The sequence below is a fragment of the Pseudomonas lactucae genome (assembly GCF_016937615.1).
In the GTDB taxonomy this organism is placed as follows: Bacteria; Pseudomonadota; Gammaproteobacteria; order Pseudomonadales; family Pseudomonadaceae; genus Aquipseudomonas; species Aquipseudomonas lactucae.
In genome coordinates this window covers 1-23,880 of sequence record NZ_JAFHKI010000161.1, presented here as the reverse complement: position 1 = coordinate 23,880, position 23,880 = coordinate 1, and the positions used below count along the sequence as shown (strand labels likewise).

General features: G+C 60.3%; 26 protein-coding genes, 1 pseudogene and 1 riboswitch. Of the genes and pseudogenes, 14 read left to right on the top strand and 13 right to left on the bottom strand.

The genetic code is table 11. The features are described from left to right. The 5 genes from JWR98_RS25210 to ahcY form a co-directional block, all read right to left on the bottom strand. On the bottom strand, window positions 1–1,022 hold a 1,022-nt coding region (locus tag JWR98_RS25210), incomplete at its 3' end, for a DEAD/DEAH box helicase (RefSeq protein ID WP_205491499.1). Between the two features lie 222 nt (window positions 1,023–1,244). Next, a complete protein-coding gene (locus JWR98_RS25205; protein ID WP_078735027.1) occupies window positions 1,245–2,036 on the bottom strand; it encodes a substrate-binding periplasmic protein in 792 nt (263 codons plus the stop codon). A gap of 63 nt (window positions 2,037–2,099) precedes the next feature. Continuing rightward, entirely contained in the window at window positions 2,100–3,182 is a 1,083-nt protein-coding gene (locus tag JWR98_RS25200; RefSeq protein ID WP_078735026.1) for a hypothetical protein, read from the bottom strand. Window positions 3,183–3,263: 81 nt separating this feature from the next. Further along, complete coding sequence (gene metF / locus JWR98_RS25195; protein WP_078735025.1) at window positions 3,264–4,109, bottom strand: methylenetetrahydrofolate reductase [NAD(P)H]; 846 nt, start codon at window positions 4,107–4,109, stop codon at window positions 3,264–3,266. Between the two features lie 170 nt (window positions 4,110–4,279). Continuing rightward, a complete protein-coding gene (gene ahcY, locus JWR98_RS25190; RefSeq protein ID WP_078735024.1) occupies window positions 4,280–5,689 on the bottom strand; it encodes an adenosylhomocysteinase in 1,410 nt (469 codons plus the stop codon). A 21-nt stretch (window positions 5,690–5,710) separates the two neighbouring features. After that, window positions 5,711–5,816, bottom strand: a riboswitch (S-adenosyl-L-homocysteine riboswitch). A 188-nt stretch (window positions 5,817–6,004) separates the two neighbouring features. Between ahcY and JWR98_RS25185 the strand changes: the two genes are divergently transcribed. The 4 genes from JWR98_RS25185 to JWR98_RS25170 all read left to right on the top strand — a co-directional run bounded on the left by JWR98_RS25185 (window position 6,005) and on the right by JWR98_RS25170 (window position 8,469). Continuing rightward, window positions 6,005–6,394 carry an acyl-CoA thioesterase gene (locus JWR98_RS25185; protein ID WP_017531011.1) on the top strand — a complete coding sequence of 130 codons (390 nt, stop codon included), beginning with the start codon at window positions 6,005–6,007 and terminating at the stop codon, window positions 6,392–6,394. A 378-nt stretch (window positions 6,395–6,772) separates the two neighbouring features. Then, window positions 6,773–7,000 (top strand): hypothetical protein, encoded by a 228-nt coding sequence (locus JWR98_RS25180; protein ID WP_205491497.1) that lies wholly within the window; start codon window positions 6,773–6,775, stop codon window positions 6,998–7,000. A gap of 56 nt (window positions 7,001–7,056) precedes the next feature. Next, complete coding sequence (locus JWR98_RS25175; RefSeq protein ID WP_078735022.1) at window positions 7,057–7,944, top strand: formate/nitrite transporter family protein; 888 nt, start codon at window positions 7,057–7,059, stop codon at window positions 7,942–7,944. A 138-nt stretch (window positions 7,945–8,082) separates the two neighbouring features. Next, complete coding sequence (locus JWR98_RS25170; protein WP_078735021.1) at window positions 8,083–8,469, top strand: MAPEG family protein; 387 nt, start codon at window positions 8,083–8,085, stop codon at window positions 8,467–8,469. 78 nt (window positions 8,470–8,547) lie between these two features. On the opposite strand, the gene mltA is transcribed toward JWR98_RS25170, so the two are convergent. Next, entirely contained in the window at window positions 8,548–9,732 is a 1,185-nt protein-coding gene (mltA, locus tag JWR98_RS25165; RefSeq protein WP_205491495.1) for a murein transglycosylase A, read from the bottom strand. A 128-nt stretch (window positions 9,733–9,860) separates the two neighbouring features. Between mltA and JWR98_RS25160 the strand changes: the two genes are divergently transcribed. Continuing rightward, window positions 9,861–10,310, top strand: a complete 450-nt coding sequence (locus tag JWR98_RS25160; RefSeq protein WP_205491493.1) for a c-type cytochrome — start codon at window positions 9,861–9,863, stop codon at window positions 10,308–10,310. A 5-nt stretch (window positions 10,311–10,315) separates the two neighbouring features. On the opposite strand, the gene JWR98_RS25155 is transcribed toward JWR98_RS25160, so the two are convergent. The 5 genes from JWR98_RS25155 to JWR98_RS25135 all read right to left on the bottom strand — a co-directional run bounded on the left by JWR98_RS25155 (window position 10,316) and on the right by JWR98_RS25135 (window position 15,278). Further along, complete coding sequence (locus JWR98_RS25155) at window positions 10,316–10,708, bottom strand: DUF1090 domain-containing protein (RefSeq protein ID WP_205491492.1); 393 nt, start codon at window positions 10,706–10,708, stop codon at window positions 10,316–10,318. A gap of 39 nt (window positions 10,709–10,747) precedes the next feature. Further along, a complete protein-coding gene (gene ligB / locus JWR98_RS25150) occupies window positions 10,748–12,412 on the bottom strand; it encodes an NAD-dependent DNA ligase LigB (RefSeq protein ID WP_078735017.1) in 1,665 nt (554 codons plus the stop codon). Between the two features lie 96 nt (window positions 12,413–12,508). Then, complete coding sequence (locus tag JWR98_RS25145; protein ID WP_078735016.1) at window positions 12,509–12,859, bottom strand: DUF1090 family protein; 351 nt, start codon at window positions 12,857–12,859, stop codon at window positions 12,509–12,511. Window positions 12,860–13,073: 214 nt separating this feature from the next. Continuing rightward, window positions 13,074–14,264, bottom strand: a complete 1,191-nt coding sequence (gene metK / locus JWR98_RS25140) for a methionine adenosyltransferase (RefSeq protein ID WP_078735015.1) — start codon at window positions 14,262–14,264, stop codon at window positions 13,074–13,076. Window positions 14,265–14,282: 18 nt separating this feature from the next. Further along, entirely contained in the window at window positions 14,283–15,278 is a 996-nt protein-coding gene (locus tag JWR98_RS25135) for an ArsR/SmtB family transcription factor (RefSeq protein WP_205491491.1), read from the bottom strand. A gap of 259 nt (window positions 15,279–15,537) precedes the next feature. Between JWR98_RS25135 and tkt the strand changes: the two genes are divergently transcribed. The 9 genes from tkt to JWR98_RS25095 all read left to right on the top strand — a co-directional run bounded on the left by tkt (window position 15,538) and on the right by JWR98_RS25095 (window position 22,926). Further along, a complete protein-coding gene (tkt, locus tag JWR98_RS25130; protein ID WP_205491490.1) occupies window positions 15,538–17,535 on the top strand; it encodes a transketolase in 1,998 nt (665 codons plus the stop codon). A gap of 138 nt (window positions 17,536–17,673) precedes the next feature. Beyond that, window positions 17,674–18,729, top strand: a complete 1,056-nt coding sequence (gene epd, locus JWR98_RS25125; protein WP_078735012.1) for an erythrose-4-phosphate dehydrogenase — start codon at window positions 17,674–17,676, stop codon at window positions 18,727–18,729. A gap of 17 nt (window positions 18,730–18,746) precedes the next feature. Then, the gene (locus JWR98_RS25120; RefSeq protein ID WP_078735011.1) at window positions 18,747–19,910 is read left to right on the top strand and encodes a phosphoglycerate kinase; all 1,164 of its coding nucleotides are present in this window, start codon (window positions 18,747–18,749) and stop codon (window positions 19,908–19,910) included. Between the two features lie 28 nt (window positions 19,911–19,938). Beyond that, window positions 19,939–20,166, top strand: a complete 228-nt coding sequence (locus JWR98_RS25115; RefSeq protein ID WP_078735010.1) for a hypothetical protein — start codon at window positions 19,939–19,941, stop codon at window positions 20,164–20,166. A 60-nt stretch (window positions 20,167–20,226) separates the two neighbouring features. Further along, on the top strand, window positions 20,227–20,559 hold the full coding sequence (locus tag JWR98_RS25110; protein ID WP_078735009.1) for an MliC family protein: 333 nt from the start codon (window positions 20,227–20,229) through the stop codon (window positions 20,557–20,559). A gap of 123 nt (window positions 20,560–20,682) precedes the next feature. Next, a complete protein-coding gene (fba, locus tag JWR98_RS25105) occupies window positions 20,683–21,747 on the top strand; it encodes a class II fructose-bisphosphate aldolase (RefSeq protein WP_003234513.1) in 1,065 nt (354 codons plus the stop codon). Between the two features lie 127 nt (window positions 21,748–21,874). Beyond that, complete coding sequence (locus tag JWR98_RS25100) at window positions 21,875–22,138, top strand: helix-turn-helix transcriptional regulator (RefSeq protein WP_225908855.1); 264 nt, start codon at window positions 21,875–21,877, stop codon at window positions 22,136–22,138. Further along, the gene (locus JWR98_RS29620; protein WP_225908854.1) at window positions 22,131–22,307 is read left to right on the top strand and encodes a hypothetical protein; all 177 of its coding nucleotides are present in this window, start codon (window positions 22,131–22,133) and stop codon (window positions 22,305–22,307) included. Before JWR98_RS25100 ends, JWR98_RS29620 begins: the two co-directional genes overlap by 8 nt. Before the next feature lie 28 nt (window positions 22,308–22,335). After that, window positions 22,336–22,926: a HipA domain-containing protein gene (locus JWR98_RS25095; protein ID WP_263974274.1), complete on the top strand. Its 591-nt coding sequence runs from the start codon at window positions 22,336–22,338 to the stop codon at window positions 22,924–22,926. Window positions 22,927–22,976: 50 nt separating this feature from the next. Here the strand turns inward: JWR98_RS25095 and JWR98_RS25090 are convergent, their stop codons facing one another. After that, a complete protein-coding gene (locus JWR98_RS25090; RefSeq protein ID WP_205491489.1) occupies window positions 22,977–23,270 on the bottom strand; it encodes a fructose-bisphosphate aldolase in 294 nt (97 codons plus the stop codon). A 422-nt stretch (window positions 23,271–23,692) separates the two neighbouring features. Next, window positions 23,693–23,880 (bottom strand): annotated as a pseudogene (locus JWR98_RS25085) (thymidylate synthase); the annotation flags it as partial.

Here is a 23,880-nt window from a genome sequence, read left to right as displayed (position 1 = left end):
CCGGTACGGCCGATACGGTGCACATAATCTTCGTCGACGTTTGGCAGCTCGAAGTTGACCACGTGTGGCAACTGATCGATATCCAGGCCGCGTGCGGCGATATCGGTAGCCACCAGGATACGCACGGAGCCGGCCTTGAAGTCGGCCAGGGCTTTGGTGCGCGCGTTCTGGCTCTTGTTGCCGTGGATGGCGACGGCGGTGAGGCCGTGCTTGTCCAGGTACTCGGCCAGGCGGTTGGCGCCATGCTTGGTGCGGGTGAACACCAGCACCTGTTCCCACGCGCCATGGGTGATCAGGTGGGCCAGCAGCGAGCGCTTGTGGCTCGCAGCCAGGCGGAAGACGCGCTGCTCGATGCGCTCGACCGTGGTGTTCGGCGGCGTGACTTCGATGCGTTCCGGGTTATGCAGCAGCTTGCCGGCCAGGGCGGTGATGTCCTGAGAGAACGTTGCCGAGAACAGCAGGTTCTGACGTTTGGCCGGCAGTCGGGCGAGGACCTTTTTCACGTCATGGACAAAGCCCATGTCGAGCATGCGGTCGGCTTCGTCCAGCACGAGGATTTCCACGTGGGATAAATCGACGCTGCCTTGGCCGCACAGGTCGAGCAAACGACCGGGGCATGCCACCAGCACGTCCACACCACGGGACATGGCCTGAACCTGTGGGTTCATGCCGACGCCGCCGAAGATGCAGGCGCTGACGAACTTCAAGTCGCGGGCGTACAGCTTGAAGCTGTCATGCACTTGCGCTGCGAGTTCGCGGGTTGGGGTCAGGACCAGTACGCGTGGTTGGCGCGGGCCGTGACGCTGGGATTTGTCCGGGTGACCGTTGGGGAACAACCGCTCCAGAATCGGAAGGGCGAAACCGCCGGTTTTACCAGTACCTGTCTGAGCCGCGACCATCAGATCGCGACCTTGCAACACGGCGGGAATGGCCCGCTGTTGCACCGGAGTAGGCTCGGTATAGCCCGCTGCCTCGATGGCGCGGACTAAAGCCTCGGAGAGACCGAGGGAAGCAAAGGACATGAGTAATCCTGTTTTAGTTAGGGCTTGGCCCAAAGGGATAATCTTGCCGGGCGTGAATGGCGCTTAGGGGAGCGCAATCCCGTCCGGTCCTGCTGCGTCTGGCGGGCACTCCACCGGCTCGCGCGGGGCTGAAAGCTGCGCTGTAGCGGGGTTGGGTGCCTTTTTCAAGACCCGAGCGGCCGGGCGTAAGCCTGGCGGAAAGGCCGGAGTATAACAGAGCAATCACGGTGCGCTGCTTTCCTGCTGCTCAACGGTGTGTCCTGAGGCCGTAATGGCCTGGATTCCACCGTATTTTGCACTGAGGACGGCATAGGCGGGTTCCTGTTTGAAGCGCTTGAGTTCAGCGGCGAAGCGCCGCACCAGCAGGTCCATGCCGGCGCCACGGCGCACGGCGAGAAATTGCTGCTGGCGGCTGACCATGACCGGCGCCTGGCTGACCCTGCCTTCCAGGCCCAGGGCCTTTATCACATGCTGGCCCACTCGGCGGTCGGTGATGACCAGATCGATGCGTCCCAGCATCAATTTGCCGAAATTGGCTTCATGGCTGGGTGCCGGCTCGCGTTTGAACAACGTGGACGTGCTGAAATCGTCGCCGTACAAGTAGCCTGGCGAGGTGCCTACCGTGAGGCCTCGCAGGTCATTGAGATGCTTGGCCGGGTGCGGGCGCTCATTGGCGTAGAACAACGCGAACTCGACGTCTGACAGCGGTTCGCTGGGGTACAGCAGCAAGGCGTCACGGTCATGGCTGTGGAAAATATCCAGCGCGCCATCGGCATTGCCCTGCTCAAGCATGGCCAGGCAGCGCTTCCAGGGTAGGAACTGCCACTGCACCTCGACCCCCAGTCGCTGGAACACGATCGCCGTGGTTTCGTAGTCCAGCCCGCGCATGACGCCGTCTTCTTCATAGACGTAGGGCGCCCAGGGCTCGGTGACAATGCGCAGTTTCTCGCCGTAAGCGGCCAGGCTCAGGCAAGCAAAAAGGGCAGCGGTCAACAGCTTTGCAATGAGCGTCATGCCCTGAGGTTACGATGCTCGTGCACTAAAGAGAAGCTCTGGCCCATGCATTTGCGGGGGGTGCTATTTTGCCTTTGAGGTCATCAGATGTTCATAAATGGCCGCACGGCGCTCGCCGAGAATCAGGCGGACCACGGGATTGGCGAACCAGTGTTCCAATTGGTGCGCGTCAACCGGACATTTCTGCCGCTCCTCCTGGTTTTGCCGGGCCTTTTCCCACCAAACCGGACCACAGGCCTGATCGAACTCATTTTCGTGCTCGTAGCAGCCGTAGAGAATCTCGCGGATGAACTGCTGCTTGCGTTTTGGCAGTGCCAGGGTGATCAGCTTGTACAACGTGCGTTGCAGGCGCGGCGGGCGGGGCAGGTGGGCGGAAACCCTGCGGGTGTCGGCCAAGGCTTGGGCGCAAAGGGGGTTGGCGGCGTGCTTGGCGATCCACGCCTTGACCTTGGCACGGAACAGCTGCTTGCGGCTCCAGTAGTGGTGGATCAGGTCCGGGCATTGGCGCACATTGAGTGTGCGGTACGCGGCCACCGACAGGCAGAACTCTTCCAGGGTGTAGGCGCCGTGGGCCAGGGGGAACAGTTCGTCCATCAACTCGATCGAGTGATCGAGGATGTGCGCGTCCTGGCGGGACAGGCCCATGACGCCGGAGTTGAGCAGCCACATGTCGTCGTCGGCCACGCCTTTGTCGGCCAGGTAGGTGGCCAGGGCTTCATACAGCACGCTTTCGCGGTTATCGCCGTATTTTGCCTGGAAGGCGTTGCACAGCACGATGCCGGGTGCGACACGTTCGAACAGCGCCATGGGCGATTCGTGGAAGAAGGTGTCCGTGTCGATCAGCAGCGCGGTTTCGGCCGTTTCCAGCACTTGGCGCAACAGCACGTGCTTGGTGCGGAAATGGTAACCGTGCGGTTCGCTCCAGCGTTTGCGCGTGGTTTCGTCCAGTGCGTGGACCTGCACTGGCAGGCCCTCGTAGGGCTGCGGGTTATCGCTGAACACCTGGATGTCCAACGGCATGTGCTGGGCGCCCCCCAGGTGTGACACGGCGCTGGCGATGCTGAATACCGCTTCCTGATGGTAAGTCTCGGCGCCGAAAACCAGATACACCAGTTGCGGGCGAGGAGTCGGGGACGCTGTATTCATCTACGGTTGGTTTCCTTTCCTGGGAATATGAATAAAAAAGCCCCCGTAATAACGAGGGCCGGGTGTTGCGATTAAACAACCCTAGCGTGGCAGTTTAAGGTTGTTCCAGATTGCCAGGCTCGGTTCGGCCTGGTTCAGGGTATAGAAATGCAGCCCGGGCGCACCACCTTGCAACAATTGTTCACACATTTCGGTGATGACCTGTTCGCCGAACGCCTGGATGCTCTTGACGTCGTCGCCGTAGGCTTCCAGTTGCTTGCGCACCCAGCGTGGGATTTCTGCGCCGCACGCATCGGAGAAGCGTGCCAGCTTGCTGTAGTTGGTGATCGGCATAATGCCCGGCACGATCGGGATGTTCACGCCCAGGGCCTGTACACGCTCGACGAAGTAGAAGTAGCTGTCGGCGTTGAAGAAGTACTGGGTGATCGCACTGTCGGCACCGGCATTGGCCTTGCGCACGAAGTTATTGAGATCGTCTTCGAAATTACGGGCCTGCGGGTGCATCTCCGGGTAAGCCGCCACTTCAATATGGAAGTGATCGCCGCTTTCTTCACGGATGAAACTCACCAGGTCATTGGCATGGCGCAGCTCACCGCTGGCCATGCCCATGCCGGACGGCAGATCGCCACGCAGGGCAACGATGCGCTTGATGCCGGCGGACTTGTATTGGGTCAGCAGGCTGCGCAGGTCGGCCTTGCTGTCGCCCACGCACGACAAGTGCGGAGCGGCGGGAACTTTGACTTCGCTTTCCAGCTGCAACACGGTGTTGATCGTGCGGTCACGGGTCGAGCCGCCGGCACCGTAGGTACAGGAGAAGAAGTCAGGGTTGTAACTGGCCAGCACCTTGGCAGTGGCCATCAGCTTTTCATGCCCAGCATCGGTCTTGGTCGGGAAGAACTCGAAGCTGTAGCGACGGTCTTGGGACATGGAGGAGGTCTCCAGCTGCAAGTTGCAAGCTTCAAGCTGCAAGAGGGCGGTGCGCCTGTTCTTGTAGCATGAAACTCACAGCCCACAACTGCTTAAAGAGCAAGGAAGTAGCAAGCTCTCAACACAAACGCCTTTACTTGCCGCTTGTAGCTGAAAGCTTGCCGCTGCTGTCAGTACCTATACGCGTGCGGCTTGAACGGGCCTTCAACCGTCACGCCGATGTAGTCGGCCTGGGTCTTGGTCAGTTGAGTCACCACGCCGCCGAAGCCGCGGACCATTTCCAGGGCTACTTCTTCGTCGAGTTTCTTCGGCAGTACTTCCACGGTCAGGCGCTCGGCTTTCTGGGCCGGCGACAGGTCGGCGTATTTCTGGCCGAACAGGAAGATCTGGGCCAGCACCTGGTTGGCGAACGAGCCGTCCATGATGCGGCTTGGGTGGCCGGTAGCGTTACCCAGGTTAACCAGACGGCCTTCGGCCAGCAGGATCAGGTAGTCGTCGTTCTGCGGGTCGAAATCGCCAGCGCCGGTACGGTGAACCTTGTGTACCTGTGGCTTCACTTCTTCCCATGCCCAATTCTTGCGCATGAAAGCGGTGTCGATCTCATTGTCGAAGTGACCAATGTTGCAGACCACGGCGCGCTTTTTCAGGGCCTTGAGCATGTTCGCGTCGCACACGTTCACGTTACCGGTGGTGGTCACGATCAGGTCGATCTTGCCTAGCAGGGCTTTGTCGATGCTTGCTTCAGTACCGTCGTTGATGCCGTCGATGAACGGCGAAACCACTTCGAAACCGTCCATGCAGGCTTGCATGGCGCAGATCGGGTCAACTTCGGAAACTTTAACGATCATGCCTTCCTGACGCAGGGACTGGGACGAACCCTTGCCCACGTCACCGTAGCCGATCACCAGGGCTTGCTTGCCCGACAGCAGGTGGTCGGTGCCGCGCTTGATAGCGTCGTTCAGGCTGTGACGGCAGCCGTACTTGTTGTCGTTCTTGCTCTTGGTCACCGAGTCGTTGACGTTGATGGCCGGGATTTTCAGCTCGCCCTTGGCCAGCATGTCCAGCAAACGGTGTACGCCAGTGGTGGTTTCTTCGGTCACGCCGTGGACACGGTCGAGGATCTGCGGGTACTTCTTGTGCAGCAGCTCGGTCAGGTCGCCGCCGTCGTCGAGGATCATGTTGGCATCCCAAGGCGCGCCGTCCTTGAGGATGGTCTGCTCCAGGCACCACTCGTACTCTTCTTCGGTCTCGCCTTTCCAGGCGAAGACCGGGATACCGGCAGCAGCGATTGCGGCGGCGGCCTGGTCTTGAGTCGAGAAGATGTTGCAGGACGACCAACGCACTTCGGCACCCAGGGCGACCAGAGTTTCGATCAGCACGGCAGTCTGGATGGTCATGTGGATGCAGCCGAGGATCTTCGCGCCCTTGAGCGGAAGCTCTGCGGCGTACTTGCGACGCAGGCCCATCAGGGCCGGCATTTCGGATTCGGCGATAAAGGTTTCACGACGGCCCCAGGCGGCGAGGGACATGTCGGCGACTTTGTAGTCGGTGAAATCTGCAGGCGTGTTGACAGCGCTCATGAAGAGCCTCCATTCGTAGTGTGCGAATGGGCGCCGTTGTGCGTTTAGTATCCAGCTGGATGACCAGACCGGACAACGCCCCATCCGAGCCTGACAGGCCAAGCCTGCTGCAGCGCCCCTCGGACAGGTGGCGGGAGAACGGTGGTGGCCGTTCGAAATCGGGGGGGATTATAGCTTTCTTTATCCGGCCAGTGGCAAGTAACAAGCTACAAGCGGCAAGTTAGAGCGAATTGGCTTTTACTTGCAGCTTGTCGCTTAAAACTTGAAGCTGGGGGCGTAACTCTATCGTCTACTCACCTCGAACCCGGAGCCCCCATGAACTTTCACACACGCAAATGGGTAAAACCTGAAGACCTCAACCCCAACGGCACCCTGTTCGGCGGTAGCCTGCTGCGTTGGATCGACGAAGAAGCCGCCATCTACGCCATTGTGCAATTGGGCAACCAACGCGTGGTAACCAAGTACATCTCCGAAATCAACTTCGTCAGCGCCTCGCGCCAGGGCGACATCATCGAACTGGGCATCACCGCCACCGAGTTCGGTCGTACCTCTATCACCCTGACCTGTGAAGTGCGCAACAAGATCACCCGCAAAAGTATCCTGACCGTGGAAAAAATGGTCTTCGTCAACCTCGGCGAAGACGGTCTGCCGGCGCCTCACGGGCGTACCGAAATCAAGTACGTCAAGGATCAGTTCCAGGAATAAGACCTTGGCGAATAATTAAACTTTACCGGTTTGGTTTCGTTACTGGATTGTTCCGAATGGATCTTTCCCAGGCTCTCTTATCACTCAGGACTACATTCCCTGCGGCGAGAGCCAGTCAATGAAAGTGCTCAATCCGGTTGCCCCTGTTGCGTTTACTTCGCATGGAGAGGTCAGAGTCAGCGTCGATCACCCTGCGAAGACCTTGTTGGTAGAGGGGCGGAGCGCGCGATCTGAGCCTGCATCGTGATCATCTCGGTCGGGTCGAGGTGGCGTTGGCGCCGCCGCCCATTACCCATTTGACGCTCAGTGGTGGTGGGGCCAAGGGACAAGATCAATCTGCCTAGCCTGCTGAACAGCAAAAACCGTGTGACGGCTTGATTGCAGGAAGCCAGTTCGACGCTTGGTGAACAGCTCGGGCGCTTGCCGGCACCGGTCGGCAATATTTCCCAGTTGCTGATGACTCTGCTGCCGCGTTTTTTGAAATCCGATGCGACCCCGCTGGAGGACATGATCCGAGACGAGTCGCGCAAAGCGCTTCTTGCTCATATCGCCAACGCTTCAAGGCAATCCCGCCGGCCGATGTCATGCGCATTGCTGACAAGCTGAACAGCTATCGCGCCGGAGTGTCGTAGCTACAGGCACCCTTCGGACTTTGGTACATCATGGCCACTCAAGCAGACGGCAAGACCCCCAACCTGTCGCAGCAAGAGCAGCAGGACGTAGACGAAAACCAGCCGCCCCGCGCGGCTGTACTGCATGAAATCATCCGCACCCAGGGCGACCAGGAACTGGAGCGCAACGTCGCGGCGTTGTGGTGGTCGGCGCTGGCGGCCGGGTTGACCATGGGCCTATCGTTGATGGCCATGGGCTTGCTCAACTCGCGCCTGCCGGACGGTGAGGGCTTCAAGGTCATCGCCAGCTTCGGTTATTGCGCGGGCTTTTTGGCGGTGATCCTGGCGCGTCAGCAACTGTTCACCGAAAACACCTTGACCGCCGTGCTGCCAGTGATGAGCAAACCCACATTGGCGAACGCCGGGCGCCTGCTGCGGCTGTGGTCGGTGGTGTTGGTGGGTAACCTGTGCGGCACGCTGTTGGTGGCCTACGTGATGCTGCACCTGCCAATCTTCGACACCCGGACGGATCATGCCTTCCTTGAGATCGGACGCAAGATCATGGAGAACCACCCTGGCCAGATGTTCGCCAAGGGCATCGTCTCCGGTTGGATGATTGCCACCATGGTGTGGATGATCCCGTCGATGGAAAGCGCCAAGATGTGGATCATCATCCTTATCACCTACCTGATGGCGCTGGGGGATTTCACCCATATCGTGGTGGGTTCCGCGGAGGTGTCATATCTGGTGTTCGCCGGCGAGCTGCCGTGGAAGGATTTTTGGCTGGTGTTCGCCGGCCCCACCCTGGCCGGCAACATTATTGGTGGCAGCTTTATCTTTGCGCTGATCAGCCATGCGCAGATTCGCAGTGAAGGCAGCTTGCCGGGCCGCAAGGCTGCGGATCCGAGACATCCGCCACAGATCAACAAAAAACAGTAAGGGGAGGTGGGCCGCTGCCGCGTGGGTGGCCCACAATAGAACCTTTCGCTGCGTGGTGGCTCATAGCGTGTAGGTGCGATGTGGGGGGGTTAGTGCTAGAACTCCTGTTGCTGCATAAAACGACAAAAGGACTCTGTGATGACGGCTGCTTTCTGGTGTGTATTGATCGCGATTTTTCTGCCTTACCTGTGTACGGGTGTGGCCAAGTTCAGTGACGGCAAATTCGGCGCGCGTGATAACCATGACCCGCGGGCTTTCCTGGACAACCTCGAAGGGATCGCCAAACGCGCCCACAGTGCGCAGCTCAACAGCTTTGAAGTAACCCCGGCGTTTGCGGCGGCGGTGATTATCGCCCACGTGGCCGGCAACGCCGAACTGGTGACTATTAATGTGCTGGCCGTGCTGTTTATCACCAGCCGCCTGCTGTACATCATTTGCTACCTGGCTGACTGGGCGATATTGCGTTCGCTGGTGTGGGCGGTGGGCATGGCGTTGATTGCGAGTTTCTTCTTTGTCTCGATCTAAGGCCTGACGCAGATCCGTTGTGAGAGGGGCAGGTCGAATCGTCGCACCGCCCTCCCACATGTTGATCTCTGGTGTCTGTCAGGTCCCCGCGGGGGCATCCGGCACTTGCGGCAGTGCAGTGCCTTTAGGCCACAACATCCAGATTTGCCCCTGTTGTTTCATGCTCCCGGCCAGTTCACCCGCTGCATCACCGGTGCCCCAAAACAAATCCGCGCGCACTTCGCCGGTGATTGCGCCGCCCGTATCCTGCGCCGCGACCGGGCGTGCCAGCGGCGTGCCGTCCGGTTTGGTGGTCGACAGCCACAACAAGCTGCCCAGCGGAATCACCTTGCGGTCCACCGCCACGCTGTAGCCGGCGGTCAACGGCACGTTCAGCGAGCCGCGTGGGCCTTCGTTGCTGTCGGGGCGGGCGCTGAAAAATACATAGCTGGGGTTGCTTGCCAGCAGTTGCGGGATCCGTTCGGGGTGCGCCTTGGCCCAGGCGCTGATCGCGCCCATGGTCACCTCTTCTTTCTTCAATTCGCCTTGCTCTACTAGCCAGCGGCCGATAGGGCGGTAGGGGTAGCCGTTCTGGTCGCCATAACCGACACGCAGTTGGCGCCCGTCCTTGAGCTGGATGCGACCCGAGCCCTGGATCTGCAGAAACTGCAGGTCCATCGGGTCTGTCAGCCAGGCAATCGGCTTGGCGCTGGAGCCCTGGCCGTTGATGGCGCCGGCGTCGTCATAGGGCTTGAGCACGCGGCCTTCAAGGCGACCGCGCAGGCGCTTGCCCTTGAGTTCCGGGTAGATGCTTTCCAGGTTGACGATAATCAAGTCATCCGGCACGCCGTACACCGGTACGTGGGCGGTGGCGGTCTTGGTCAGGCTGCCGGGGTAGACCGGTTCGTAGTAACCGGTGATCAAGCCGTTGGGGGTATTGTCGGCCGAACGCAGGCCAAACACGTCGAGGCGCTCCTTGAGAAAACCACGCACCGCCACCGCATCGCCCGGCACCGTGGCCGCCGCCGCGCAGGTTGCACCCCACACCAGGTCTGCCTTGAGACGTTGGCAGGCACTGCGCCAGGATTCGAAACCGGCCAGCAGGTCGCTGTCGGACACCGCCGGCAAGGCCTCCCAGGGTGCGCTTACATAGGTGGCGATGGCGTGGGGCTTGGAAGTTTCATCTTTGGCGGTTTCTTTGCCCGCGTCGCAACCGGCCAGCAGCGCGATCATTGGTAGAGCCCACGCCAGGCGGCGGCCCCAGGGTTTCAAGGTGACATGCATACAAATACTTCCTGAAGCGATTGCCCGTGCTGAAGCGCGGTTGGACAACCCTTATTAATAATAGGGCTATTGGTCTTTGCGAACGGGGCGAGGATACTGGCCGCCGTTTCCCGTGACCCTGAGCCACCATGACTTTTAAAAAAATGACCGTTGTATTGCTGGCCTGCGTCGCACTGTCCGCGTGCGGCGGCGTCGATCCGAATTCGCCCCTGGGCCAGCGCAAGGCGATCTTCAAGCAGATGCTCAAGACCAGCGAAGACCTGGGCGGCATGTTACGCGGGCGCATCCCGTTCGACGGCGCGCAATTCGCCGAAGGCGCGACCCGGCTCGATGCGTTGTCCCATCAACCGTGGCAGCATTTCCCGAGCGTGCGCGAGGACGATCACACCAGCGCCAAGGACGACGTATGGCAAAAACAGGCGCAGTTCCAGCAACTGGCGCGCAACCTGGAGGCGGCCACCGGTGAATTGGTGATCGCCGGTCGGGTGCAACCCTACAAGGCCGCTAACCTGATGCCTGCGGTGCAGAAAGTCGAAGATGCCTGCAGCGCCTGCCATAAACAGTTCAGGGACCACTGACTGGATTATTGGTCGAGTTCTTCCACTGCGTCCTGCAACTCTTTGCGCGATTCGGCGAGCTTGTCCTTACGTTTGTTGATCTTCTCGGAGTCGCCCTTTTTCATCGCCTTGTCGAGGTCGGCCTGACGGCGGCTGACTTCATGCTTGGCGTCGAGCACCTTGTTTTCGCGTTCCTTCTTCAAGGCGGCGTCGGTGCAGTTGGCGCTGACTTCGCTCAGGGCTTTTTCCAGGCTGGCCTGTTGGTCGCTGTTGCCGTGGGCCTTGGCCTGTTCGATCTGCGTGCTGATGGCCTGGCGCTTGGCGGCGCAGCCGGTAAGGGGGGCTTGCTCGTCCGCCAACAGCGGCATGGCCATGAGGCCAGCAACGGTCAGCAGGGCAAAGGAGGTTAGACGTTTCATGTAGGGCTCCATAATCGCAATCTGATGACCGGGTTGGATTCAGAACCCATCTATCCCGGCCATACGTAATGTTTCAGCCAGCGCCTGTATCTGCGGATCGCGAAAAAAGGCGCTCAATTGCGCCGCGCGGCCCGGGCCGATGCCATCGATGGCCTGCCAGGCCTGGGTGTCTCTGGCGATCAAGGTCTGCCAGTCGCCTTCCAGGTTGTTACGTGCCGCAGGCGGTACGCCCAAGGCTTTGAGCCATTGTGCAAAGGGCCGTTGCCGAGCGCTGCGGATGCTGTCGAGTACCCGTGTGCGGCTGAGTTCACTGAGGCCATCAATGTTAGCAAGCTCTGCCGCATCCAGGGTCAACCAATCGAGAAAGCCTGCGATTAGACCTGCCTGAATCAATACGTTCCACGTCTCGCGGCCCATATGAGGCAAAGCCAAGCCCTGATTGCCACTTAACCAACTGAGTCGTGCAAGCAATTGCTCTTCGCAGCCGGGATCCAGTTGCCAGCAGCTCAACGCGTGAAAATTGCGCGGGTCCGGCACTGGCAGGTCAACGCGCGTGGCATTACGCAGGATCACCTCGTCCAGTCGGGGGATCACCTGGCCCGCCAGGCTGATGGAAACCTGGTCGCCGGGGCGGATATCCAGTGCCTGCCATCGCTTCAACGAGCCGGCGCTCACGCGGCTGATCTGCCGATCGTCCAGATGCACCGGCTGCAGCTCCAGAATGGGGGTGATGCGCCCGGTGCGGCCGACCTTGAAATGGACCTTGCGCACCAGTGCCAGGGCTTTGGTCGCCGGGTATTTCCAGGCCACGGCCCAGTAGGGCGCATTGGCTTGCCAGCGTTGAGCGGGTGCGTGCTGCGCCTGGTGCAGTACCACCCCGTCACTGGCAAAAGGGAGTGGGTGATTGTACCAATAGGCGCGCCAGTGCATGGCGTCGGTGAGGTTCTGGACAGGTTGGCTGTAGCGCTGGCTGTCGACGAAGCCCAGACGTGCCAGGGTGGCCAGGCGTTCGGGGAACTCCGTCGGCCCTTCGGGCCAGGCCCACACGAACAGGCCGATGCCGGCTGCGTCGGTGTCGCTCAGTTGCCGACGGTTCATCAGCCCGGCCACCTTGCTGCGCGCATTGAGCCCGCCGTTGGCCAATTGCACATGCGCGTGCAGGCGCCAATAGAGCTCGCCCTGCAGCACCAGGTCGAGGGGCTCCGGCAGTTGCTGGACGATGCCGGGGATCTTGCGCGCAGAAGTTGACCAGTCCTGGCCAAGCATGCCGTCGCCGCGGCTGATCACCCGGGTCAACCGGCCCTGGCGATACACCAGGGTCACCGCCACGCCGTCGACCTTGGGTTGGATCCATACCTCCTTGTGTGTGTCCAGCCAAGTGCCGACAGCCTGTTCATCCCGAAGTTTTTCCAGGCCGGTGTGGGCCACCGGGTGGGGCAACGTGCCCCGTGAAGTGGCCAGTGGGTTGCCTGGCGCCGTGGCCGGCAGGGCAGCGCACTGGCGCCAATCGGCCAGGCGCTGGCGGGCCTGGTCGTAGAGTTCGTCGCCGATGGGTGACTGGCCGAGGCGGTGGTAGCTGTCATCCCACAGGCGGACCTGTTCAGCCAGGTTGTGGATCTGTGTCCGGGCGTCTTCGGGGCAGTTTTGCGCCAGGCCCCAGAGGGGTAATGCATAGAGTAAAAGCGCGATCAGTAAACGCATCATGAGCATCCTTGCTCGGAAGGGGCGCCCAGCCTAAATGATCCGCGCGCCCACAAAAAAGCCCCGACAACGCGGGGCTTTTTACTAGGTGTTTCCGGTTTACTTGAACAGACCGCCCAGGGCTTTCACGGCTTCGGACTTGTCGGTCTTGGCGGCCTGGGTTTGCTGCTTGGCGTCGGCTTTGGCCTGGGCTTCAGCGAGTTTGTTACAGCCTTTGTTGACCTGCTCCTGGGCTGCGGTGAAGGCGCTCACTTTCAGGGTGTCGTTGCTGGCTTGGGCTGCATCGATCTTGGTTTGCAGGTCTGCCGATTGTTTCTGGCAGTCGCCGGAATTGCCGCCGCCCAACTGGGAAGTCAGGGCGCCGCCCAGTGCACTCAAGTCGGCAGCGTTGGCCGGCAGGGCGAACAGGCTGAGTAGAAGGGCGGCAGGTGCGAGCGTGGAGATGCGCATGAAAAACCTCAATGTTCGACTGCCTGCGCGCTGATTGATCCCGGGCTGGCGCAGGGCAATATCCAAATAAGGTAGAGGGCCCGAGAGGGCGCGGATTCTAGGGGGCCATCATTTGGCCCGCAAGGTGTGGATCCAAAAAATGTGACGAGGTCGTACCGGCAATAAAAACGCCCAGCCGGACGAACCCGGCTGGGCGTTTGGGTACCACGAACGATTACAGGCCGGCAGCCGTGCGCAGGTCGTTGGCGCGATCGGTTTTTTCCCAGGTGAAAGTGGTGAAGGTATCGTCACCCACGGTCTTCTGCGCAGGGGTACGGCCGAAGTGGCCGTAAGCTGCGGTTTCCTGGTACATCGGGTGCAGCAGGTCGAGCATGGTGGTGATCGCGTAGGGACGCAGGTCGAAGATCTCGCGCACCAGCTTGACGATTTTTTCATCGCTGATCTTGCCGGTGCCGAAGGTATTCAGCGAGATCGACGTAGGCTGTGCCACACCGATTGCGTAGGACACCTGGATCTCGCAGCGTTCGGCCAGACCGGCCGCCACAATGTTCTTGGCCACGTAACGCCCGGCATACGCCGCGGAACGGTCAACCTTGGACGGGTCTTTACCGGAGAACGCGCCGCCACCGTGACGGGCCATGCCGCCGTAGCTGTCGACGATGATCTTGCGGCCGGTCAGGCCGCAGTCGCCCACCGGGCCACCAATGATGAACTGGCCGGTCGGGTTGATGTGGAACTGGGTGTCCTTGGTCAGCAATTCGGCAGGCAATACATGCTTGACGATCAGCTCCATCACGCCTTCACGCAGATCGGTGTAGGAAACGTCCGGGTTGTGCTGGGTCGACAGTACGACTGCATCGATCCCGACGACTTTGCCGCCTTCATAGCGGCAGGTCACCTGGGACTTGGCGTCCGGGCGCAGCCAAGGCAGCAGGCCGGATTTACGCGCTTCGGCCTGACGTTGCACAAGCTGGTGCGAGAAGGTGATCGGTGCCGGCATCAGCACATCGGTTTCGTTGCTGGCGTAGCCGAACATCAGGCCCTGGTCGCCGGCGCCCTGGTCTTCCGGCTTGGCGCGGTCGACACCCTGGTTGATGTCCGGGGACTGCTTGCCGATGATGTTCATCACGCCGCAGGTCGCGCCGTCGAAGCCGACGTCGGAGCTGTTGTAGCCGATGTCGGTGATCACGTCACGGACGATCTGCTCCAGGTCAACCCAGGCGGAAGTGGTCACTTCGCCGGCGATGATCGCTACACCGGTTTTCACCAGAGTCTCGCACGCCACGCGCGCAAACTTGTCTTGCGCAATGATGGCGTCCAGCACCGCGTCAGAAATCTGGTCGGCGATTTTGTCCGGATGCCCTTCAGACACGGACTCGGAGGTGAAAAGGGAGTATTCGCTCATCTCGATGTTTTCCTGATATTACCGATGGTGAGTGTCGCCAGCCGGCCGCTGAAAGTGGCGGACCTGGATCTGGAAACCATTACGTAAGCCTACATAGAGGCTTTCCCCGGGAACGAGCCCCGCAGCGGTGGCCCAACGGGCCAGATCGTCCTGTTCAAAACCCAACCAGAGATCACCGCAGGCCTCCCTGGCCCAATTCTGGTTGTGGCTGCATAAATCCGTAACCAGCAGGCTACCGCCGGGGTGCAGCAACCCGGCCATTTGCTTGAGGGCGTCGGCGGGGGCGGCGAAATGGTGCAAGACCATGTTCAACACCACGCAGTCGGCCTTGATCGTTGTGCTGTTCAGCGCGTCGGCCAACTGCAGGCTGACGTTGCCCAGTGCTTCGCGTTCGCACAGCTGGCGCGCCAGTTCGAGCATCGCCGGGCTGTTGTCCAGCGCAGTGACCTGCTGGAAACGGCGCGCCAGTTCCGGCAGGAAACCGCCATCCCCTGGGCCGACTTCCAAGGCCGTTGCCCCTTCACTGAAGCTCAGCTTGTCCAGCAGTGCCAGTACGCTGTCGCGGTATTGTGCAAGACCGGCAATCAGGTCTTGCTGCGCGCGAAATTTCTCGGCGATCCGGGCGAAAAAGTCTTGGCTGGCGGCAGCTCGCTGACCATGAACCTGGCCGATGCGCGCTTGTACGTCGCCCGGAAGGTTCAAACCGTCCACTTCCTCAAGCAGGGCCGCGTGCAGCTTGCCGCCGAGCAGGTCGGTATGGGGCAGGGCGCGGCGGTAGAAAATCGCATTGCCCTCGCGGCGGGTGGCCACCAGGTCGGCCTGGGACAGCACCTTCAAATGGTGGCTCATGCCCGACTGCCCGATGGCGAAGATCTGCGCCAGTTCCAGTACGCCGAACGAATCGTTGGCCAGTGCGCGCAAGACGTTCAAGCGCAACGGGTCGCCAGCGGCCTTGCACAAGGCTGCCAGTTCATCGCCGTCGTCGGGACGCAGTGAGGGCACGGGTAGGTTCATAAGGCCAGCAGTCTAGTGACGGGTGGGTGTCCCTGCAAGGTCAATATCAAAAAGTTTTGATATTGATCGATAAGTGGTGGTTATAAGCAGTCGCCATCACCGTTAGACGAATACGTGAAAGCTTTCTGCAAGCGATTGCCGGCCAAAGCACAGGAAAAACACCCACAAGTGACTATCTGTCATTGCCCGCAGGCGGTGGCTGAGGGAAAATGCCGGTCCTTTTTTCCGTTTCTTTATTCAAGCCCCCAGGAGATCAGCGATGCCCAGCCGTCGTGAGCGTGCCAACGCCATTCGTGCCCTCAGCATGGATGCCGTGCAAAAAGCCAACAGCGGCCATCCCGGTGCCCCGATGGGCATGGCGGATATCGCCGAGGTACTTTGGCGTGATTACCTGAAACACAACCCAAGCAACCCGTCGTTCGCCGACCGTGACCGCTTCGTGCTGTCCAACGGCCACGGCTCGATGCTGATCTATTCGCTGCTGCACCTGACCGGCTACGACGTCACCATCGATGACCTCAAGAGCTTCCGCCAGCTGCACAGCCGTACACCGGGTCATCCGGAATTCGGCTACACCCCAGGCGTCGAGACCACCACCGGTCCTCTGGGCCAAGGCCTGGCCAATGCCGTCGGCTTCGCGCTGGCTGAAAAAGTCCTGGGCGCGCAGTTCAACCGTCCCGGCCACGATATCGTCGACCACCACACCTACGTGTTCCTGGGTGATGGCTGCATGATGGAAGGCATTTCCCACGAAGTCGCTTCCCTGGCCGGTACCCTGGGCCTGGGCAAGCTGATCGCCTTCTACGATGACAACGGCATTTCCATCGACGGCGAAGTCGAAGGCTGGTTCACCGATGACACGCCAAAGCGTTTCGAAGCCTACAACTGGCAGGTGATCCGCAACGTTGACGGCCACGATCCTGAAGAAATCAAGACCGCCATCGAAACCGCTCGCAAGAGCGCGCAGCCGACCCTCATCTGCTGCAAAACCACTATCGGTTTCGGTTCGCCGAACAAGCAAGGCAAGGAAGACTGCCACGGCGCCCCACTGGGTGACGCGGAAATCGCTCTGACCCGTGAAGCGCTGAAGTGGAACCACGGCCCGTTCGAAATTCCGGCCGACATCTACGCCGAGTGGGATGCCAAAGAAAAAGGCCTGGCGACCGAAGCCGAGTGGGACCAGCGTTTCGCGGCCTACTCCGCCGAATTCCCTGCATTGGCAATTGAGTTGATGAGCCGCCTCAATGGCGACCTGCCGTTGGACTTCTCGGCCAAGGCCGACGAATACATCGCAGAAGTGGCCGCCAAGGGCGAAACCATTGCCAGCCGCAAAGCCAGCCAGAATGCCCTGAATGCCTACGGCCCACTGCTGCCTGAGCTGTTCGGCGGTTCGGCCGACCTCGCCGGTTCCAACCTGACCCTGTGGAAAGGTTGCAAAGGTGTCTCGGCCGAAGACGCCAGCGGCAACTACATGTACTACGGCGTGCGCGAGTTCGGCATGAGCGCCATCATGAACGGCGTGTCCCTGCACGGCGGCCTGGTGCCTTACGGCGCGACCTTCCTGATGTTCATGGAATACGCGCGCAACGCCGTGCGCATGGCCGCGCTGATGAAGAAGCGTGTGATCCATGTGTACACCCACGACTCCATCGGCCTGGGCGAAGACGGCCCGACGCACCAGCCGGTCGAGCAACTGACCAGCCTGCGTACCACGCCGAACCTGGATTGCTGGCGCCCAGCCGACGCGGTGGAATCCGCCGTGGCCTGGAAGCACGCCATCGAGCGCAAGGACGGCCCTTCGGCGCTGATCTTCTCGCGTCAGAACCTGCAGCACCAAGTGCGCACCGACGCGCAGATCGCTGACATCAGCCGCGGCGGCTACGTGCTCAAGGACTGCACCGGCGAGCCAGAGCTGATCCTGATCTCCACCGGTTCCGAAGTGGGCCTGACCGTTCAAGCGTATGACAGGCTGACCGCGCAAGGCCGCAACGTGCGCGTTGTGTCCATGCCGTGCACCAGCGTGTTCGAAGCCCAGGACGCCGGCTACAAGCAATCGGTGCTGCCGTTGCAGGTAAGCGCGCGTATCGCCATCGAAGCGGCGCATGCCGACTACTGGTACAAGTACGTGGGCCTGGAAGGCCGCGTCATCGGCATGACCACCTACGGTGAGTCGGCACCGGCGCCGGCATTGTTCGAAGAGTTCGGTTTCACCCTGGAAAACATCCTGGGTCAGGCTGAAGAACTGCTGGAAGACTAAGTCAGTCTGCGTTGTTTGCACTGGCGCCATCGCGGGCAAGCCCGCTCCCACATTTGGATTGCGGTCTACTGTGGGAGCGGGCTTGCCCGCGATGGCGTCAGAACATTCAACACCGAACTAACCTTGATCGAGAACCCCATGCCCCAACCGCGTCCCTACAAAGTTGCACTCAACGGCTACGGCCGCATTGGTCGTTGCGTCTTGCGTGCTCTGTTCGAGCGAGGGGCGACGGCCGGCTTTGAGATTGTCGCGATCAACGATTTGGCCGACATGGCCAGCATCGAATACCTGACACGCTTTGATTCCACCCACGGCCGCTTTCCCGGCGAAGTGCGGGTCGACGGCGATTGTCTGCATATCAACGGCGACTGCGTGAAAGTATTGCGCAGTGCCACCCCCGAGGGCATCGACTGGGCGGCGCTGGGCGTCGACCTGGTGTTGGAATGCTCCGGTGCCTATAACACCCGTGCCGATGGCCAGCGTTTTATCGACGCCGGTGCGCCGCGTGTGCTGTTTTCCCAGCCGATGGCCAGCGAGGCGGATGTCGACGCCACCATCGTCTATGGCATCAACCAGGATTGCCTGACCGGCAATGAGCGGCTGGTGTCCAACGCTTCCTGCACCACCAACTGCAGCGTGCCGTTGTTGCGCCTGCTGGACCAGTCGATTGGTATCGATTACGTGTCGATCACCACCATTCACTCGGCGATGAACGACCAGCCGGTGATCGACGCCTATCACCATGAAGACCTGCGCCGCACACGCTCGGCGTTCCAGTCGGTGATTCCGGTGTCAACCGGCCTGGCCCGTGGCATCGAGCGCTTGCTGCCGGAACTTGCCGGGCGAATCCAGGCCAAAGCCGTACGGGTGCCGACGGTGAATGTGTCCTGCCTGGATATCACCTTGCAAACCGTCAGCGACACCGATGCCGTGGAGGTCAACCGGATTCTGCGCGATGCCGCCACCAGCGGCCCGCTCAAAGGCCTGCTGGCCTACACCGAGCTGCCCCACGCCAGTTGTGATTTCAACCATGACCCGCATTCGGCGATCGTCGATGCCAGCCAGACCCGCGTTTCCGGCCCGAGGCTGGTGAACATCCTGGCCTGGTTCGACAACGAATGGGGTTTTGCCAACCGAATGCTCGACGTTGCGGAACATTATCTGCATATCGCCTCTAAACAACCTCAACAGTAATTCAGGAACTGCGACCCATGACCGTGTTGAAGATGACCGACCTCGATCTGCAAGGTAAGCGCGTACTGATTCGCGAAGACCTCAACGTCCCAGTCAAGGACGGTGTAGTCACCAGCGATGCGCGAATCCTGGCCTCGCTGCCGACCATCAAGCTGGCCCTGGAAAAAGGCGCGGCCGTGATGGTCTGCTCCCACCTGGGCCGTCCGACCGAAGGTGAGTTCTCCGCCGAAAACAGCCTCAAACCCGTAGCCGATTACCTGAGCAAGGCTCTGGGCCGCGACGTGCCATTGGTGGCCGATTACCTGGGCGGCGTGGACCTGAAGGCCGGCGATATCGTGCTGTTCGAAAACGTGCGTTTCAACAAGGGCGAGAAAAAGAACAGTGACGAACTGGCCCAGCAATACGCCGCCCTGTGCGACGTGTTTGTGATGGATGCGTTCGGCACCGCCCACCGCGCCGAAGGTTCGACCCACGGCGTGGCCAAGTTCGCCAAGGTTGCGGCGGCCGGCCCATTGCTGGCGGCCGAACTGGACGCACTGGGCAAGGCCCTGGGCGCGCCGGCACAACCGATGGCCGCCATCGTCGCCGGCTCCAAGGTGTCGACCAAGCTGGACGTGCTCAACAGCCTCAGCCAGATCTGCAACCAACTGATCGTCGGCGGCGGCATTGCCAACACCTTCCTGGCCGCAGCCGGTCACCCGGTGGGCAAGTCCCTGTACGAACCGGACCTGCTCGACACCGCCCGCGCCATCGCCGCCAAGGTCAGCGTGCCATTGCCGGTTGATGTGGTCGTCGCCAAGGAATTCGCAGAAAGCGCCGCCGCCACCGTCAAACTGATCGCTGACGTGGCCGACGATGACATGATCCTGGATATCGGCCCGCAAACCGCAGCCAACTTCGCCGAACTGCTGAAAGCCTCCCAGACCATCCTGTGGAACGGTCCGGTCGGTGTATTCGAGTTCGACCAGTTCGGCAACGGCACCAAAGTGCTGGCCAAGGCGATTGCCGAAAGCTCGGCATTCTCCATCGCCGGTGGCGGTGACACCCTGGCGGCCATCGACAAATATGGCGTAGCTGAGCAAATCTCCTACATTTCTACCGGTGGCGGTGCATTCCTCGAATTCGTCGAAGGCAAGGTCCTGCCAGCCGTTGAAGTGCTGGAAACCCGAGCCAAAGGTTAAAAGCGTGATCAGGAAAAGGAGCATTCCCATGATCAAGACGTTGGCACTGGTGATCGCGGCGGGTCTGTTGGCCGGCTGCGGCAGCACGCCAAGCGCGGCGCCTGCGCCAGCCAAGCCTGCGCAGCAGCAGCAAAACAACTGCTACCAGGCTGACTGGCAAGCCGAAACCATGCCGGTGATCAACAAGCGCATCGGCAACGAACGGCTGGAGAAATACGACTCCGCGCCCAACGGTCAGGAACAGGGTTGCCCTTGACGGGTCTGATCAACTAACCGACAGCAGCGACGGCCCAGGGCCTTCGCTCGAGGATTGGCAATGAAAGGCGTTTTCGCCCTGGCGGCACTGGCTTTACTGGCCGGTTGCAGCAGCATGAACATGTTCAACAAGGCAGAGCCTGCCGATAAGTGGACCACCTGGATTTGTGACAGCAAGGCCGAGGTCAACTGGCGCTTTGCCAATTCGGCCCGCTCCGAGGTGGATGTACGCCTCGGCGGTTCCGACCAGGTTTATCGCCTTAAACAGGACATTGCCGCCTCGGGTGTGTTGTATGCCAACGACCAATTGGCGTTTCACACAAAAGGTGAGGAAGGCCTGGTTTACTGGGTGGCTACCGACGATTTGATCGGGCGGGGCTGCAAAGCCCAATAAGCCTGACAGCAATAACGATTCAGCAGGCCAGGCATGCAAAACCGGCCGGCAATAACTTGAATAGCAGCCGCCGCTACGGCAGGCTTGCACGATTAACGACCCTCTACCGGGAGAGACAACACAATGGCACTTATCAGCATGCGTCAAATGCTGGACCACGCAGCCGAGTTCGGCTACGGCGTCCCAGCCTTTAACGTCAACAACCTTGAGCAGATGCGCGCCATCATGGAAGCCGCTGACAAGACCGACTCCCCCGTGATCGTCCAGGCTTCGGCCGGTGCGCGCAAATACGCCGGTGCTCCGTTCCTGCGTCACTTGATCCTCGCCGCGATCGAAGAATTCCCGCATATCCCGGTGTGCATGCACCAGGACCACGGCACCAGCCCTGACGTGTGCCAGCGCTCCATCCAACTGGGCTTCAGCTCGGTCATGATGGACGGCTCCCTCGGCGAAGACGGCAAGACCCCGACCGACTACGAGTACAACGTACGCGTGACCCAACAAACCGTCGCCATGGCCCACGCCTGCGGCGTGTCGGTTGAAGGCGAGCTGGGCTGCCTGGGTTCCCTGGAAACCGGCATGGCCGGCGAAGAAGACGGCATCGGCGCCGAAGGCGTGCTGGATCACAGCCAAATGCTGACCGACCCGGAAGAAGCCGCTGACTTCGTCAAGAAAACCCAGGTCGATGCCCTGGCCATCGCCATCGGCACCAGCCACGGCGCCTACAAGTTCACCAAGCCGCCAACCGGCGACGTGCTGGCCATCGACCGCATCAAGGAAATCCACAAACGCATCCCCAACACCCACCTGGTGATGCACGGCTCTTCCTCGGTCCCGCAAGAGTGGCTGGCGATCATCAACCAGTACGGCGGCGACATCAAAGAAACCTACGGCGTACCGGTTGAAGAAATCGTCGAAGGCATCAAGCACGGCGTGCGCAAGGTCAACATCGACACCGACCTGCGCCTGGCCTCCACCGGTGCGATGCGTCGCCTGATGGCCACCAACCCGAGCGAATTCGACCCACGTAAATTCTTCGGCGCCACCGTGACCGCGATGCGTGATGTGTGTATCGCACGTTATGAAGCGTTTGGTACGGCGGGTAATGCGTCGAAGATCAAGCCGATCTCGTTGGAAGCGATGTATCAGCGTTATTTGAAAGGTGAGTTGAACGCTAAGGTGAATTGAGTCTTAGGTGTTTAAAAAAAGCCCGCAGCGATGCGGGCTTTTTTGTGGGCGCGCTTTAGCAGACGTAAGGCGGTTGAAAGGTCCCTCATAACGGACATAATTGGATAAATCCTATTAAAAGTCCCATATGGGTGACATTTTGCTCATCACCAGCCCTCCCGAATTTGGCGAACGGCTTAAACAGCTGCGCCGAGCGAAGCACTACAGCCAGCAGCAGCTCGCGGAAAAAGCGCGGTGCAGCCGCAAGACCATCATCGACCTGGAAGCGGGAGAAAACGTTGCCATGTACACGGCCTTCCGAGTGATTACAGCGTTGGGAATGGCGTTGGAAGTGGTTGACCGGCGGATCGATCTCAAATCCCTTGCCGAACTGGTGGAGTGCGATGAGTAAGGTCAAGCGGCTTAACATTGCCACGCCCCAAGGCGTGGGAGGCGAACTGTCCAAGGGGTCGCAGTTCTCGTTTTCCTACGCTTGGGCTGAGGCGTCTCGTGAAGTCTCGTTGGTCATGCCCTACGACCCAACGGTGGCGACCTGTTTGTCATGGAGCGCTTTGATCTGAACCGGCCGGCAGGTTGGGGTTTGAAGACATGGCGGTGCTGCTGGGACTGAACAAAGACCCTCACGATAACTACAAGTATTCCCAAAGTTACGAAACCCTCGCGGCAGTGATTCGCGAGGTGTGCCACCAGGGTGATGTGCTACGTGAGCTCGAGCGTTTTTTCTCTTCGGTGTGCTTGTCGGTCATGGTGCGCAATGGTGATGCTCACCTTAAGAATTTCGGTGTGCTCTATACCCATCCGGGGGCTCTTGAAACCGTGCAATTGGCACCGGTATTCGATGTCACAACCACCACCGCATATGAGCATTACAACCCAAAATCCGGGCAAGCGCTGGTCGACCGTACCTTGGCAATCAAGATGAACAAGGTGAAGGCGTATCCTGATCGTCGGCAACTGATTGAGTTTGGTCGCAAGCACTGTGGCATCGCAGCCCCAGGGATGATTATTGAACGTATCGCCGAAGCCATGTCGCAGGCGCTGAGTGCGCATCAAGCGCGGGTTGATGTTGAGCTTTTTTCAACCATGCAGAAGGAATGGGATGCAGGACGCGCTATGGCGCTTCACGACTCGGTGACGCCGGGGATGAGACGCAAGCCCGTAGTAAAACCACTGGCCTGAGGCCATTGAAAACCCGCATAAGATGCGGGTTTTTTGTTGCAGGGATTTGATCAAGCGACGGTAGGCGTATCGAACCCACGCTGTTCAATCACCCGAAACACATCACTCACATCCTGCACCAGAATGCGTGCGGTATTGGCCACATTGTTCAGGTCGCGCTCGGCAAAGTCCGGCAGGCTGGAGCAGGCCATCAGGGTGAGGTGTTCGAGGGCGGCATTGAGGCGTTCGCGCAGGCAGGCGTGGAGGTCGAGCAGTGGGGCCGCGCTGTCGATCAGTAGTACGGGGTTGTCGGTGGCGGTTTCGGTGCAAGGGTAAAAGCGGCGGGGTGGGTGTTGGTTCTTCATGGCAATTCCTTAACTCAATAGAAGAAAGGCCACCGTTTGCTGCGAAACAAATGAGGTGGCAGCTGTACGCGGGTTCGCAGACCGAGGAGTTAAGACCCGGCAGACCCGAAGGTCTCCCACGCACAGCCGCCATAACAAAGACCGCCGTCGGCAAGAATACCGGGGCTGTTTTGACGGGTGCGGTTTTAACTCTGTAGGGCTGCGAAACCCTATCGCCATTCAATACCGGCGACGGGGCGAACTATAAGCGTCGATTTGGCGTGCCGCAACGCTCATGTAGGACGAGCGCCAGCCTCTCGGACAAAGCATATCAACTGTGGGCGCCGGGCTTGCCCGCGATGGCGGTGTGTCAGTCACTCTTCACTTAACTGATCCACCGCTATCGGGGGCAAGCCCCCTCCCACATTGGCCAGCGTCAGGCCCTAGATAGCGACATCGGCCTTGATGCTTGGATCAGCGTCATAGCCCACGATTTCAAAGTCTTCGAACTTGTAATCGTAGATCGACGCAGGCTTACGCTTGATCACCAGCTCCGGCAGCTTCTTCGGCGTGCGCGCAGCTGGGTGCGGATCTGTTCCATATGGTTGCTGTAGGCGTGGGTGTCGCCGTG